This is a genomic window from Capnocytophaga bilenii (assembly GCF_017565765.1).
GTDB lineage: Bacteria > Bacteroidota > Bacteroidia > Flavobacteriales > Flavobacteriaceae > Capnocytophaga > Capnocytophaga bilenii.
On sequence record NZ_JAGDYP010000009.1, the window covers coordinates 49,534 to 63,742 of the forward strand.

A 14,209-nucleotide genomic window follows, 5' to 3' on the forward strand; every position below is an offset into this window, starting at 1 on the left:
ACACGCTTTTTGTACTGATTATGAATAATCGTTCTGCTCGTAAATTCGTCAAAATCAACAATAAAGGATAAAAGGGTATTAATGTTTAATGTTTAATTTTCTGTGCTTTTATGTTTTATGGGCACAGCCTATAAGCCTATCGTATTTGGCAAAAAGGTAATAGTACACAAAAAAACTTTGGCAAATTTTTTAAGTTTGCCAAAGTTAAAAAGTTAAATAGGAGAGTCGTTCCTCAATTAAAATTTCGCACTGAACAATTTAGGGTTGATGTTTAGGCTGCACCATAGCCAGTCTTGGTTAGCACGTTGGTTAGCAGTTCCTTTAAGCGCTTTAGTACCCTCATTAGCAAAATAGTTAGAATAGCCTATTTGTAGCCCTACAAAAGATTGTACTTTTAGGTTATATACAAGGTCTATTTCACTGCCATAGCTACTGTATTTTTTGTTGCCTATTTGGTATTTAGCAGCAGGAGCAAAGAAATGGTAAGTAGCACTTAGGTTACTTTTTTCGCCGGTGCGTATATTAGCTGTAAGGTAAGGGTTGAGCAATCCTTGTGCAGGAGCAGCTTTAGAACCTGGGGCACCTACAAAGTAGTAATCCATAAGGCCGTAGAACTTGTGGTTGGTACCGCTAAAAGGATTGAAAGCATTGTCTTCGGCAGAACTATCGTCAGTAGCTTTGCCGCTTAGGTGGTCAAGACCAGCTGTAAGTGCAAAAACAGGTGAGAAGCGGTAACCTGCATTTAGGGCAAGCATATAAGCATTTTTGCTTGCTCCTGCTGCATTTTTGCCTGTTTGTAGGTAAACACTAGCACCATAGCTTAGGTCATCGCTCTTGCCAGTGTAGTGTGCGCCAAGAGTTTGCATATTGTTAGCCTTAGCTGCATTTACTTTATAGCCTAAGTTAGCAAAAAGGAATGAGATTTGTTGTGAAGGGTTGATGCTGTAGTGAGCGTGTAGCGCTTCCAAGTGTTGGTAATCTTGTCCCACACCAGGAGTAAAATTCTGTCCTTTAGGGAAGTTTACATTTAGGGTAGGGGTAGTAGTACTCCCCGATTGGTTGTAGGCTATAAATCCACGTAGGGTAAAGGCTTCGTTAGGAGCCCAATTCACGTTTATAGCATCGTGGCTACGACCTGCTGGGTGCCAATCAAGTGAACCGAAAATACGGTCATCATCAAGGGCTATTACTTGTCTACCCACTTTTAAATTCACTTGTTCTGCAAGGGGTAGTGAAGCATAGGCTTCAAATACCGACATTCCTCCTGTCCTATCAACAGCTTGTATTTGTGGTGCTTGCCCCCAAATATTTACGTTTTGTACCGATACGTACAAGTTTAGCTTATCTGCATTTTTGTACGCAAAGTTTAGGCGTGTGCGGTTGTTCACCAAAACTGCAGGTGATTCGCCATCTTGCAAAGGCAAGTAAGCCCCATTGCGATACTCAAAACGCGGACGTAATTGTGCCGATACTTCAAATGTATTATTTGCCATATCGGTGGTTTCTTGGGCTTGCAAATTAGCACCTACAGTGCAGCAAGCCAATAAAATAGCAGTTGATAATAATTCTTTTTTCATTTTTTATCAATTTTATTTTTTTCGGCAAATGTAAGTGCTTTTTTTTTCATAAACAAATGTTTCGTTAAGTTTTTATTAACAAAACCTGCTAATTATAACCGAAAAAAATAAAAATTACATCAAAGCAAGCTAACCCTCTTTTTTATTCCGCTTTATGGTAAGGGCTGTCTGTCGTGTTATACCTTCAAACTATAAGTAGCTCTACGCGCAAAAATAATAGGGTCAAAGCTCTTCCATAGTTGTTGTATGGCAAGATTTTCTTCTAGTTCTGGCGTAACAACACAATTCTCTACCCCATTGCGCTTAAACACATCGTAATAATAGTCAAATAACAAAGCAGGTATACCTTTGCTTTGGTATTCAGGTGCCACGCCTATCAGGTAAAACTCTACTACAGTGTGGTGTTTTTTGGCTTGTAATAAGTGCCAAAACCCAAAAGGAAATAGTTTTCCTTTTGCTTTCTGCAAAGCCTTAGAAAATGAAGGCATTACAATAGCAAAGCAAATTAGTTTTCCGTCTTTATCTTCTATAAAGCGTATATATTCAGGGTTGATAAACGGAATGTATTTTTTCTTAAAATACGCTTGTTGTTGCACCGTAATAGGCACATAAGAAGCCAAACGCGAATAGGTGTCGTTATATAGGGCAAACATCGCATCTACGTGTTTTAGTACCTCTTTGGTAGTAGGGGTATCTATCAGTTTTACCCCATAACGCCGCCTGATAGCCTCTGCCGTTTTTTTGAATACTTCGGGCTTAGAGTTCGCCAATAAAAACGACATATCTATAAAGCCTTTTTCTTTCTTCAAGCCCAATTGTTCCAAATGTGCCTTGTAGTACGGATAGTGGTACCAAGTCATCATATTAGCTATTTGGTCGTAGCCATCGGTAAGCAAGCCTACCTTATCCATACTAGTAAAGCCCATAGGACCCTCAATATAGTCTAAATGAAACTCACGTGCCTTTTCGGTAACTTTTTCTATGAGTGCTTTAGTTACAGAAAGGTCATCAATCATATCTATCCAGCCAAAACGCAGCTTTCTGTCGCCTTGTTTTAGGTCGTTTTCGTTGATGATAGCCGCAATACGCCCCACCATTTTCCCCGCAGGTGTATAAGCTCCGTAAAAAAAGGCTTTTGCATTGGCAAATACAGGGTTTTTATCCTTGCTTAGGGCGTTTAGCTCATCATTGATGAGCGGCGGTACCCAGTAAGGGTGATTAGTGTATAACGAAAACGGAAATTTTATAAAATCTTTGAGTTCTTTAGTCGTGGTTAGTTCTTTAATCAAAATCGATGGGTTCATCTTTTTTCTTTTTCTTTTTGGGTTTCTTTTTTCGGCTTATCTTAGTAGTCTTTATCTTTTCTTTCAGTTTCTTCTTTATAAATCCATTGTGTTTATCTATCCTGTACGATGCCCCCACCAATATCATATAACGTTGTGGCGTATCGTTCCAGCCCACGCCCAAGTCGGCATTGAGTTGCAAGTCGGCATTCGCTATATAGGCTGCTCCAAGCCTTGTGATTTGGTCGCTGTAATTATTGCCGTAAATACCTTGTTGTTCAGCAAAAATACTAAACCACCCATTGCGCAAATTATGGGTTAGGGTAAGCAAGTAGCTATATTCTGTTTGTTCTTTTTTTATGAATCTATCGGCTATAAGGTTACCCACCAACACTATACGGGGCATAGGCTCCATTTGGAATATAGCAGCCACTTTAGGCGATATTACATCCATACGTTCGTAATAATAACGCTGGTTAGGTAAGAAATTAGCACCCACATAAATAGCTACTGAAGGAATCATATTGCGCCAGCGCAGCGCATTATTAGCTTTCCAACTGTAAATGTTAGGCTCTTCATCTAAAAACTTAGGCTTGAAGAGCAAGTATTTTGCGCCAATGGTGTTGTTCACAAAGCTAAGGTGCGAAGCGCTGTGCCCCAGCATCGTTGTATAGTCATACGCCAAAATACCATTCAGCATCACTTCCAATTGCTCTCTGTAAAAACCATAGCGCACTGCATAATTCAGCCCCACGTAGTGCATCGTAGTCGCCGTAAGCTTGTGGTGGCTGCTTTCATACCATAAGCCTCCTTCAAACTGTAATACCCTACCCCCTACAGCATAAGCACTCTGTGAGTTGCCGGGCAGGTTAGAGTTTATAATATCAGTGTATTGGGCTATAGCTCCTGCTGGCAATAGCAATCCCATTAGTAAGAAAAGTAGTTTATTCATTGTTATTGTATTTTTAGGGTACAAATATAGTAAAAATATCTTTATCTTAGCAAGCGGCGCATTGTTAATGAAGCTAATATCAGATAAAAAATACATAATAGCCACATTCCACCCCAAAAAGGCAAGATAGTAGTCAGTGAAGCTTCCAATTGGGTGAGCGATACAAAACCTTTAGCTCCTAAGGTAGTGGGTACCAAATAGGCTATACAGTGTAGCCATTGCGGCATCGCACTCCACGCCCACGAAAAACCAGTGAGTACTACGGCGGGCAGTGAAGTGTACATTATGAGCATTATCGCATCTTCACGCCGTTTGAAAAAGTGCATCAGTGCAATACCCATAAATACGATTGAAAGAATAAATGGGGTCATAAACACGAATACACTTAGCACATTGCCTCGCACGGGAATACCAAATAGAGGCATCACTATGTATAACACGCTTAGCAATACCCCCATAGAAAGCAACAAATAAGCTGTAGCCCTACCCATTACTATAGGCATAGCACCCCAAAAATGACCTGCATTGGGGTATATATGCGGCAACTTGCTGCCTTCGCGCATTGTACCACCCAAAATACCTACCGCAGTAAGTATAGTAGTTTGAAAAATGATAACCAAAATCACAGGAATGAGTGCCGTAGCATAGCCCGCAGCAGGATTGTATAAGCCCACTACAGTAGGTTTTACGGGTTGTGCTTCTTCTTTGGCTTGCGTAGGCAATTTGCCCTGCGCACTGTTGCGCTTCATCTCTACCCCCACATTCATATAGGTAGCCGATAATTTAGCTGCTGTAAGCACTTGTTTGTAATACAACATATACGAGGCATCAGCGTATACCGATAGCGATGGCTGCTCACCGCGTTGCAACGAGCGACCGAAATTAGCAGGTATTGTAATGACGCCCCTTATTTTCTCGAGCTCAAAATCTCTATGGGCTTCACTTAGCGAATGATAACTCGCCACAATGCGCACTTGGCTCGTAGCATCTATCATCCGCAATAGCTGCCTACTGTTCGTGCTGTTATCCTCATCTACTACCCCCACAGGTAGTTCTTTCAGCGTCTCTTCGGAATAAAGATAGGTATATACAAACGATACCAACGATGCCACTACTACAAACGAGAAAAACACAGCTCTATCCCTAAAAATGTATTTCAGTTCCCAAAGCAGTGCCCTTAAAAAATCTGACGAACTTTGATATATATAACTTCTAAATGCGTTCATACCCTCCCGATTTAATTTTTCTTACAAACATAGGATACGCTACAACAAACAAGAGCGCAAAAAGCAATAAAGCCAATAAGGGCTGCCACGTCATATCCACAGGAATACCCTTTATCGCTCTGTTTACATAGTATTTCATAAAATGAGCATAGGGGAATACATTTGCTAAAAATTGCATACTCTTGGGCAGTCCTTCAATAGGAAAGGTATAAGCTGCAAACGAAAAAGCAATAGCCGTAAAACCACTACCTATAGTCAGTGCCAAGCGAAATTCACTAAATAGAGAGGCTATCGCAATGCCTATAATTTGATATACTACAATGAGCGCACAAGTTATCAGTACTACATTCACCATTCCTGTATGTAAGGGAGTGCCTATAATTTGGAAAAGTAGTACATTCATCCACCAGCCTACCCCAAAAAGCAATAGTGTGTAAGGCAGCAATTTGCCCAATAAAGCTCGCCACACACTGCCTCCAGCTTCGGCAAGCCATTCAGCTCCTCGTTGGTATTTAAATTCTACCCCTATTACGTACACCGTTACCATCATCACCACCATTTGCAACATCATAGGCAAGAACGCCACCAATAAATAGTAAGCGTAATTAGAATAAGGGTTGAATAAACCGTGTTCGTCTACTTTTACACTTTGGGCTTCGGCGCGTACCTTGCTTGCTTGTTGTCCTCGCTGCATCTTCTTTTTCATTACCAAGCCCGAAGAGAACATTCCCACCGTAGTTTGGAAGTCTTTTTGTATCAATCCTGCAGGCAGCATAAATTGGTTATTTACATAGCATAACACCTGCTCGTTTTCACCCTTGAAAACACTTTTTTGAAAACCCGCAGGAATTACCACAAAAGCGTAAATCTCCTGTCGTTGCAACGAGCGTTTAGCTTCTGCCTCATCGCTTAGTGCCCCTTGCAATCCAATAGCTGGAGTAGCATCCAGCATACGCAATAGTTGTGCCGATAGCAAGCTCTGGTCATAATCAATATACTTTACAGGCATATCACGAGGCACCCCTTGGTAGAATACAAGCGCAAAGAAGCCAAACAGCAACAACGGAAGTACCAACACGTAGAACAATCGTTTAGGAGATGCCAATAATCGCTTCGTTTCTTTTATAAAATACATATTGTTAATAGTGATTTTTTTGATTTCACAACATAGCATTTACTTCATCTATATATTCGTAAATATCCGATGAATACACACCATCTTCGCTTGTTTTCTCACCCGTTTGATGTCCTAAGCGCACGATGATAACACCATTCGTAGGGTTTACAATCACATATTGTCCCAAGTGTCCTCGCATCATATAGTAATGCACCCCTTTGTAGTCCAGCAACCACCACCCATAGCCGTAGTGAGGAGTATCCGCAAAACGCGGATTGATAGATTTCTTTATAAAATCTTGTGGTATCAGTTGCTTGCCATTCCATTTGCCTCCATCGCGGTATAGCTTGCCCAAGCGTGCAAAATCGCGAGCATTACTTGCAATACAGCAATAAGCCTTCTCCAGCCCGCTATCTTCGCTATCCACTTGCCATAGCGCATCGCTTTCACAGCCCATAGGCTGCCACAAGGCTTCTTGTAAGTAAGCCGTTAAGGTTTTGCCTGTAGCTTTCTCAAGCACCATTCCCAATAGGAATGTATTACCGCTCAAGTATTTAAACGAAGCTCCTGGGGGCGAAGTAATTTGCAAGTTCAGAAGGCGTTCCCTAAAATGCGTATCAAAATAAGCCCGCGTAGTGATAGAAAAAGGATCGTAATACGCCTCATCCCAATCCAACCCCGATGCCATAGACGACAAATCCCCCACGGTAAGCCGTGAGGCAAATCCCTCTTTGTAATTGTCAAAAAAATCACTTACAGGCTGGTTCAAGCTCTTGATGTATTTATCCTTTATAGCACACCCCAGCAAGGCTGACACATAACTCTTTGCCATTGAGAATGAATTGCTCTTGCTATCCTTGCCATAACCATCATAATAATGTTCCTGCCACAAGCTATCTCCTTTTATTACCAAAAAAGCTACCGTGCCGTATTGCTTGTGCAGCTCTTCCAAACGAGGCGTTTCAGGCGTTTTATTGTAGTCGTGTGCCAAAGCCCAAGGTTGTGGAGCAGGGCTCTTTTCAATCACTCTGTTGTCAAAATGCGTATAGTCGTCTAAAAATGTTGTGCTATGCCCTGTCCCGTAAATAGTAGCTACTGCTTTTAGCAAATAACCATAACCCGTTAGGTACAATCCGCCTATTAATAAACCTATCAGCAAGAATAGGTAAATAAAAAACTTCTTCATAGCCCTTTTATTTATCTTCCACTAATACCGACATTCCAGGTCTTAGTCCTTCCACTTTAGCAGTAGGGTAAGCCTTGATAGCAAAGGTTTTCTTGTCAAAATCTCCTTTGCTTTTAGTCGCCGTCCAAGTAGCAAAGTCAGCTTGCACCGCTATGTGTTTCACTTCCAATTCTATCTCTTGGTTGCCCAAGGCAGGTACTATCGCTTTAAATTTAGTACCCTCTTTATAATTCACCATTTTATCTTCCCTGATGTTGAATACCACCCATTCATCGTTAGTATCTATAAGGTTCATCACAGGGTAACCCGCATTTACTATTTCACCCTCGTTAGGAATAATCGTTTGTATTTGAGTATCAGCAGGAGCGTACACCTTAGCACCGTCTTTATAAGCATTCACTTCAGTAATAACCCCTTGTGCTTGGGCTACAAGTGCTTGGGCAGCTGTTTTGTCCTCATCGCGCGCTCCGTTTTTAGCCATTTCGTATTGTGATTTTGCCGCTTCAGCTTGTTTTTGGAGTGCCACCATTTGGGTATAAGCCTCATCTTTCTTTTGGGCAGGAAGCACTTTGTCGTTAAATAAGTTACTCACCCTTTGGTATGTTTTTTCAGCAAGGTCAGCTGCAGCTTGTGCTTGTTGCCATACGTTGTAAGCCCCTTTTATTTGCTCTTCACGAGCACCGCGTTGTGCCTTATCCGATTGTGCTTGTGCTGCCGAGCGCGCTGCTTCAGCCTGCGATAATTTTGCATCAATTTCAGTACTTTCAAGTTCCAAGAGCAATTCACCTTTTTGTACCCTGTCGCCCTCTTTTTTATAAATAGCCTTCACCCGTCCAGGTACTTTGGGGGCAACGTTTATTTGTTTAGCCTCTACCTGTCCCTGCAAGTAAATAGGTTCGTTATTGCTAAAAAAATAGATAGAAAACAATATTACCGCTGCAAATACAGCAATAGTAATTACCAATCCCGTAATGTTTTTCTTTTTCATATAATTATAATGATTTTATTTTTTAATAAAGTAGAATTCAAAATGCAAAACTACAAAAAATAATGCGATTAACTCTCACAAGTCCCACTGCCCCACCAATTCAAAATTCAAAATTCAAAATTCATAATTCATAATTCTCCCTATTGCCTAATAAACTTCTCACTCATACCGCAAGTTTCCAAAAGCTGTGCCAGTGTTTTATCCATAGCAAAGAGAGCTTGGTAGCGTTTTATTTTGATAGATGCCAAGTAAAGATTCGCATCAGCCACATCCGTAGAAGTTGATAATCCTTCCGAAAAAGCCTTATCGCGAGCGCGCACCAGCTCTTCAGCAAAGCGCAAACTCTCTTCCAAGCTCACAAACTGCTCACGTTGTTTTTCTATTTCCGTATAGAGTTTTTTCACTAAGGTTTGCACATCCTTTTCAGCCTGCGCTATCAATAGCGCCACACCCTCTTGGGTAGCTTTAGCCTGAGCTATTTTGTGTTTGTCTTGCAAGCCGTTAAATAAGTTCCATTGTAAGCCTACGCCCACCACCCAGTTATCAGGTTCAGTAAGAGGCAAGTTTTCGCTCCATAAGTATTTTTTACCAATAGCAGCCACATCAGGCAAATAACCCGATTGCTGTACTTTTACGTTTTCAGCTGCCATTTGTTGTTTGAGTTTAGCCTGCACTATCAGCGGAAAGTTCTCTTTAGCCTGTTGCTGATAGTAAGTAAGTTCTTGTAGCGGAGCCACCTCAAAAAGTTCACTACTTAAGGGAAGATTTTCACTTTCATCACTACCCATTACACCATTCAAAGCCGTGCGAGCCAGTTGCATATCTTTTTCAGCCGCCAGCACCTCCCGTTTTGCATCAGTCACCGCTTTTTTAGCCTGCATTACCTCAATAGAAGCAATCATACCGTTTTTTTCAAATTTTTGTGCATTTTCGTAGTGATGTTCAGCCGTTGCCAATGACTGTTGGCGCACTTCTAAGGCTTTTTATGCCAGTTGCACCTGATAATAACGCTCTGCGAGTTCCGAAATCAACGCATATTCTGTTTTTTTAGTCTCTATGTTAGCCATTTCAGAGTTCAAAGCCCCCACTTTATTAGCAGCACGCACTTTGCCCCCTGCGTATAACACCCAGCGAGCATCTGCCGATACCCGCCAAATATCCTGTTTCTGAAACTCATACCGCCAATCTTGTGAAAAATAAGGCTGTAGCCTTCCCAATAGCGGCGCGAATAACCCTTGTCCCAAAGGAGGTAATCCCCCAATCATAGCACGCATACGCTGTTGTATAGGCGCTTTGTAGTCGTTAAAATTCAGTGATAGCGGTTCAGCCAAGTGAGCATAACTCGCATTAAGGCTCAGCTGAGGGTAGTACAACCCTTGGTAAGCCTTTTGCCCTTCAGTAGCAGCTTGCGCTTGTTTTTCAATACCTTTCAGTTTTTGGTTGCCACTGCGCATTTTAGCAACTGCCTCTTCAAACGAAAGCGATTGCCCCCATAGTGCACCGCTACACAACAAGAAAAATGTTAAATACAAAAAAGGTTTTTTCATTAAAAAAAGAATTTAGGCAGCAAAGATACAAAATAATGTTTAATGTTTAATGTTTAATTTTAGTTTTTAGGTGCGAGCCGCACAGGCATTGCGACATTTCCTCCCTTTGGGGTAGGAGGATGTTTATTCACATTGTAGGGGCGATTGGCAAATCGCCCTTACAAACAAAACTTTTCGGACAGCCTTTATATAATACAAATGCGGTACAACCTTTGGTAAAGATTGTACCGCATTTGCTAATTCTCTAATTTGCTAATTATTAGAACACTCCCAAGTAGAGTGCACCACCTAAAGCTTCTAAAGCAGCACCCTTTTCAAAGCCGTTAGCATCGGTTTTGGTAGGGTCAAAAATATAGATATTTCCTTTGGTATCAGTAGGACACAAAGCCATATACAATTTACCATTGTGTACTTTAGCAGCTTGGTAAAAATTGAGCCATAGTTTGGCAGGTACGTTTAGTTTTACAGCTGTTTTAGCATTCAGGTCTATACGTAATACCCCCGAAGCAGCATTATCATAACCCACTACTTTCCCTTTGTCGGTTACAGGACTATAGTTGGCATAAGCAATGCCGTTATTTACGTAGAAGAAACCTGTAACGGTAATACCCTCTGTAATTCCTGCAGCTGTTTTAAGGTCTATTTCATACGAGGTATCGTAGCTGCCGTTAGTAATCTTAAGTACTTTCCCGTCTATAGTAGTATGGTAAAGACTATTATTATACACTCCATATGAAAGTCCATAAATATGGCTCGGACGTGCAGTAGCTCCTTTAGTATTGCCATTAGTAGTGAGGTTACCACCATCAAATGCAGGATAATTTACTACTAGTGAAGTCGCAGGGTAATTGCTGTAAGTAGTCCCTTTACCAGAATTGCGAAATACTTCATTTTTAGCTACGCCAAAGTATAGCTTCCCATTTGCCAATACAGGAGCTCCTAAGCCACTCACATATAGAATAGTAGAGGAAGTAGTAGCCACAGGCAAGTTAAACTTTTTAGTTTCGGCTGCATTTACAGCAAGGTTTTGTAAATCAACCTTAGCAATTACAGCAGTAGAAGTTACCGTAGTATTGATTTCGCCATTAACTGTAGCTGTGGTAACTTTAGAAATGATACGGTATAAAACAGCGGTATTATTGTCTATAAGGCGAATATTACCAGTACCATTATCCAAAGCTGCTTTGGTGTCTATTTTGCCTATTTTAGTATAAACCTCAGTACTCCCTACAGCTGGTTTTAGCTTGCTAAGCTCACCTGTACCTTGGTCATACACATACACAACACTACCATTGTGAGAACTAAACACTTGCTGGGTACGAGTGCTTCCAAGATTGTAACCTTTACCTTGGAAGCTTATCTCGCCTACCTTTATACCTGCTTCGCTAAAAGGCTGTAATGACCAGTCGGCTGCTCTCTCGTGTCCTACGCGGTATAGCACATTAAAGGTAGCCTCGCCACTAGGTGGGGTAGGAGGCGTAGGAGGGGCTTGAGGCTCTTCCTTGTCTTTACAAGCTACTACTATAGTAGCTATTGCGATAGCCAAAGTAGCTATCTTTCCTAATGTAAAAAGTTTGTTACGCATAAAATATTTATTTAGAAATTTGTTACTGAATATGATAGGTAAGTTTGCCATAAAAAGCCCTCCCTGGTTTCTGCAAGGCATAATTGTCAAATACTTGTATGTTGAATATATTTTTAGCACTTGCCGAAAGGGTAAGCCTTCTATTGGCAAAAGTATAGCTCACCCCTATATCGTGCAAAGGTTGGGCAGGTAACATCGTTTTGTTTGCCGACCCTAAGCTCTCCCAGTTGATATAAAACGGGTGAGTGTAATTGAAATTGTAATCTATAGAGGCGCGGTCGCCTGTTGTAAACAGCTTATTAAAAACGTATTCTACGCTGGTGTTGGAAGTGAAATAAGGCTGGTTGCGCAAGCGGTTTTTGTAGTAAAAATAGCGCAATCCCGCTTCGTCAAATTCCAAATTGAAAATAGCACGATTATATGACAGATTACTATTGATAAACAACTGCTTATTGAAATCATACTTTAGCTCAAAATCTACCCCTTTACTGCTAATTTTTCCTAAGTTTTCATACGAAAAGTTATTAGATGTAATACTTGGTAACCCACGAGTTATCATATCGTGAATATCGCGTACAAAAAAAGTAACTTCACCCCCTAAAGTATGCTTTTTGTAAGAAAAATCACTTAGGTTTAGACTTAGATTGAAGTTATTAGCTCGTTCGGGTTTTAGTGTATAATTGGCATTTATCATCTCACTAGTGTTACCTAATAGTTCAGTAGCCGAAGGCATTCGTATCGCTTTTTCAGCAGAGGCTGCAATAGCTATCTTTGGGGTTATGGCATACGAAAGTACAGCCCCATATCCCTGATAATTAGCCTTGCGATGGTATTTTTTGGTACTAAACATATAGCCAAAAACAGGGTGAATACGCTCGTTCACCTCCGTGAGCGATACACTCTGGTGATATGATTTGTAGAAAAAAGTAGTGTTGAGTTTATTTTTAAAATACTTCCCTTCGTAATTCGCCCCCCATATATGTTTGCCGTAGTTGCGCTTGTCCATTGCATTCCTCACACTAGCAGACTGCAAAGGGTCATCTATTTTGCGCGAAAAATCTTCGTAAAAAAAAGTTCCGCCTATGGTGTGTGCTCTTGCTAATCGGTAAGAAAGTTGTGAGCGGTTAGAGAGTCCTGCTTCCGTATTTTCGGCACGAGTAGCGTTGCCTGCTTCGCCTCCTTGCGAGCGAGTCATATAGCTACCGTCAAAATTGCGCATACGTTCCCCCCGCCAGTTGTACACATAAGGACTGTCGTCTATCACATTCCTAAAAACTAACGAATAAGTAGTATAGGTTTTGAAGTTTAAACCTTTTAAGAGGAGGTCGTTTTTGCGGTATTGTAGGTTTGCCATACGACTATGACTATAAGTGCGCCTATCACCATAAACAATGTGCATTGTAGCCCCCGTTTGTATATCTTTTTGCATTTGCGAAAACATAAAGCCCACACTAAAGTCGTCAGCCCATTTTTTATGCACCACTCCCAGCGTACCTTTCAAGCCCATAGCGTAGTAGCTGTCGTGAAAACGCTTTGCCTTGATAGGTTTCATACGCCCCGTACTGATGTCGGTAATATACACTCCTTCGCCCCACACTTCGTAGTTGTTATCGGTATAGTTATGAAAAGAAGAGAACCCCAGCGTTATCCCTGTTTTTTGTTCTCTGAAAGAGGCGTTTAAATCCCATTGGTGGGTGTTGAATGAGCCGTAAGAATACGAACTAACAAGCGTATTGCGCATTTCTTTTTTTAGCACTACATTGATGCCTCCACCCAGCGCATCTTCCGATAGTTCAGTAGGCAATACTCCTTTATATACTTCTATACGCTCAATCATTGAAGGAGGAATGCTACTGAGTGAAAACGAACGCCCGTAGTTGCGCATCGGGATACCATCTATAAAAATACGTACCGAGTTGCCCGTAAGCCCATTGAGGTTATAGCTCAGTTCCGAACCTAAACCAGCCGTTTGTCGTATTTTTAGCCCAGCAGTGCGCCCCAAAAGTTCTGTAGTTTGCAGGTTTTTCAAACTCGCTTCTTTGGTATTTACCACCGCCATTGCAAATCCCTTTTCTTTAGTTTGCGCCCCTTTGTGTTTTTGCACTACCACCACCTCGCTCAGCGAGATTTCTTCATTGCGTTCCAATTTTACAATCACTTTATTATGAGGTTGGGTTGCATTTACTTTCACAATAATAGGCTTGTTCCCGTAATCAAAAGGACGAATTTCCAAGTTGTATTCTTTCCCCAGCGGAATAGCTGCCATTGTGAAAGTACCTTTGTCATCGGTATACTCATAAACCCCCAAAGGCTGTAATACCAACACCACATTGGCAGCAGGAGTCCCGTTTTTGTAAAGTATTTTCCCCGAAATAAAACCTTTATCGGCAGGTTGCGCCCAAGAAGACAGCGGCAAAAGCCACAAGATAATAACCCCTATAATAGTACGTAAGCGCAACAGAGATAGAAACTGCAACATTATTAATAACTTATAAAAACGCTGCAAAGGTACTATTTACATTTATTCTACACAAATATTTAGAATGTTTTTTTAATATTAGTCTTTTTTTCCAAGTTCAGCTCAGAGTTATTACACTATAAAATCAAAAAAGTTGTTTAAGAAACAAGCGTTTCTCAAACAACTTAAGCAACATAAAAGGTTGGTCTACTAGGACTCGAACCTAGAATAACAGAACCAAAATCTGCTGTGTTACCATTACACCATAGACCACTGTTATCAGTTTTGCG

The 14,209-nt window shown here is 41.1% G+C and carries 9 protein-coding genes, 1 tRNA gene and 1 pseudogene; all 11 read right to left on the reverse strand.

The annotated features are described in order from the left end of the window. Positions 1 to 236 precede the first annotated feature (236 nt). The 11 genes and pseudogenes from J4N46_RS10935 to J4N46_RS10985 all read right to left on the reverse strand — a co-directional run bounded on the left by J4N46_RS10935 (position 237) and on the right by J4N46_RS10985 (position 14,192). Positions 237 to 1,577, reverse strand: a complete 1,341-nt coding sequence (locus tag J4N46_RS10935) for an alginate export family protein (protein WP_208059322.1) — start codon at positions 1,575 to 1,577, stop codon at positions 237 to 239. Between the two features lie 176 nt (positions 1,578 to 1,753). After that, positions 1,754 to 2,881 (reverse strand): GNAT family N-acetyltransferase, encoded by a 1,128-nt coding sequence (locus tag J4N46_RS10940; RefSeq protein WP_208059323.1) that lies wholly within the window; start codon positions 2,879 to 2,881, stop codon positions 1,754 to 1,756. Further along, positions 2,859 to 3,812, reverse strand: coding sequence for a transporter (locus J4N46_RS10945; protein WP_208059324.1), 954 nt, complete (start codon positions 3,810 to 3,812; stop codon positions 2,859 to 2,861). The genes J4N46_RS10940 and J4N46_RS10945 overlap by 23 nt, the downstream gene beginning before the upstream one ends. 41 nt (positions 3,813 to 3,853) lie before the next feature. Further along, the gene (locus tag J4N46_RS10950) at positions 3,854 to 5,038 is read right to left on the reverse strand and encodes an ABC transporter permease (protein WP_208059325.1); all 1,185 of its coding nucleotides are present in this window, start codon (positions 5,036 to 5,038) and stop codon (positions 3,854 to 3,856) included. Next, complete coding sequence (locus J4N46_RS10955; RefSeq protein WP_208059326.1) at positions 5,025 to 6,173, reverse strand: ABC transporter permease; 1,149 nt, start codon at positions 6,171 to 6,173, stop codon at positions 5,025 to 5,027. Before J4N46_RS10955 ends, J4N46_RS10950 begins: the two co-directional genes overlap by 14 nt. A 25-nt stretch (positions 6,174 to 6,198) precedes the next feature. Beyond that, entirely contained in the window at positions 6,199 to 7,341 is a 1,143-nt protein-coding gene (locus J4N46_RS10960; protein ID WP_208059327.1) for a serine hydrolase domain-containing protein, read from the reverse strand. 7 nt (positions 7,342 to 7,348) lie between these two features. Further along, positions 7,349 to 8,329, reverse strand: a complete 981-nt coding sequence (locus tag J4N46_RS10965) for an HlyD family secretion protein (protein ID WP_208059328.1) — start codon at positions 8,327 to 8,329, stop codon at positions 7,349 to 7,351. Positions 8,330 to 8,469: 140 nt separating this feature from the next. Continuing rightward, positions 8,470 to 9,876: pseudogene (locus J4N46_RS10970) on the reverse strand (TolC family protein). A gap of 259 nt (positions 9,877 to 10,135) precedes the next feature. Beyond that, entirely contained in the window at positions 10,136 to 11,461 is a 1,326-nt protein-coding gene (locus tag J4N46_RS10975; protein WP_208059329.1) for a hypothetical protein, read from the reverse strand. A 22-nt stretch (positions 11,462 to 11,483) separates the two neighbouring features. Beyond that, positions 11,484 to 13,940, reverse strand: a complete 2,457-nt coding sequence (locus tag J4N46_RS10980; RefSeq protein ID WP_208059330.1) for a TonB-dependent receptor — start codon at positions 13,938 to 13,940, stop codon at positions 11,484 to 11,486. Positions 13,941 to 14,121: 181 nt separating this feature from the next. After that, positions 14,122 to 14,192: transfer RNA gene (locus J4N46_RS10985), tRNA-Gln, on the reverse strand. Positions 14,193 to 14,209: the final 17 nt, after the last annotated feature.

What these genes read in the sequence shown, in the direction of transcription:
- J4N46_RS10935 (WP_208059322.1), bottom strand. Translation starts at nt 1,577, where the DNA reads ATGAAAAAAGAATTATTATCAACTGCTATTTTATTGGCTTGCTGCACT.
- J4N46_RS10940 (WP_208059323.1), bottom strand. Translation starts at nt 2,881, where the DNA reads ATGAACCCATCGATTTTGATTAAAGAACTAACCACGACTAAAGAACTC.
- J4N46_RS10945 (WP_208059324.1), bottom strand. Translation starts at nt 3,812, where the DNA reads ATGAATAAACTACTTTTCTTACTAATGGGATTGCTATTGCCAGCAGGA.
- J4N46_RS10950 (WP_208059325.1), bottom strand. Translation starts at nt 5,038, where the DNA reads ATGAACGCATTTAGAAGTTATATATATCAAAGTTCGTCAGATTTTTTA.
- J4N46_RS10955 (WP_208059326.1), bottom strand. Translation starts at nt 6,173, where the DNA reads ATGTATTTTATAAAAGAAACGAAGCGATTATTGGCATCTCCTAAACGA.
- J4N46_RS10960 (WP_208059327.1), bottom strand. Translation starts at nt 7,341, where the DNA reads ATGAAGAAGTTTTTTATTTACCTATTCTTGCTGATAGGTTTATTAATA.
- J4N46_RS10965 (WP_208059328.1), bottom strand. Translation starts at nt 8,329, where the DNA reads ATGAAAAAGAAAAACATTACGGGATTGGTAATTACTATTGCTGTATTT.
- J4N46_RS10975 (WP_208059329.1), bottom strand. Translation starts at nt 11,461, where the DNA reads ATGCGTAACAAACTTTTTACATTAGGAAAGATAGCTACTTTGGCTATC.
- J4N46_RS10980 (WP_208059330.1), bottom strand. Translation starts at nt 13,940, where the DNA reads ATGTTGCAGTTTCTATCTCTGTTGCGCTTACGTACTATTATAGGGGTT.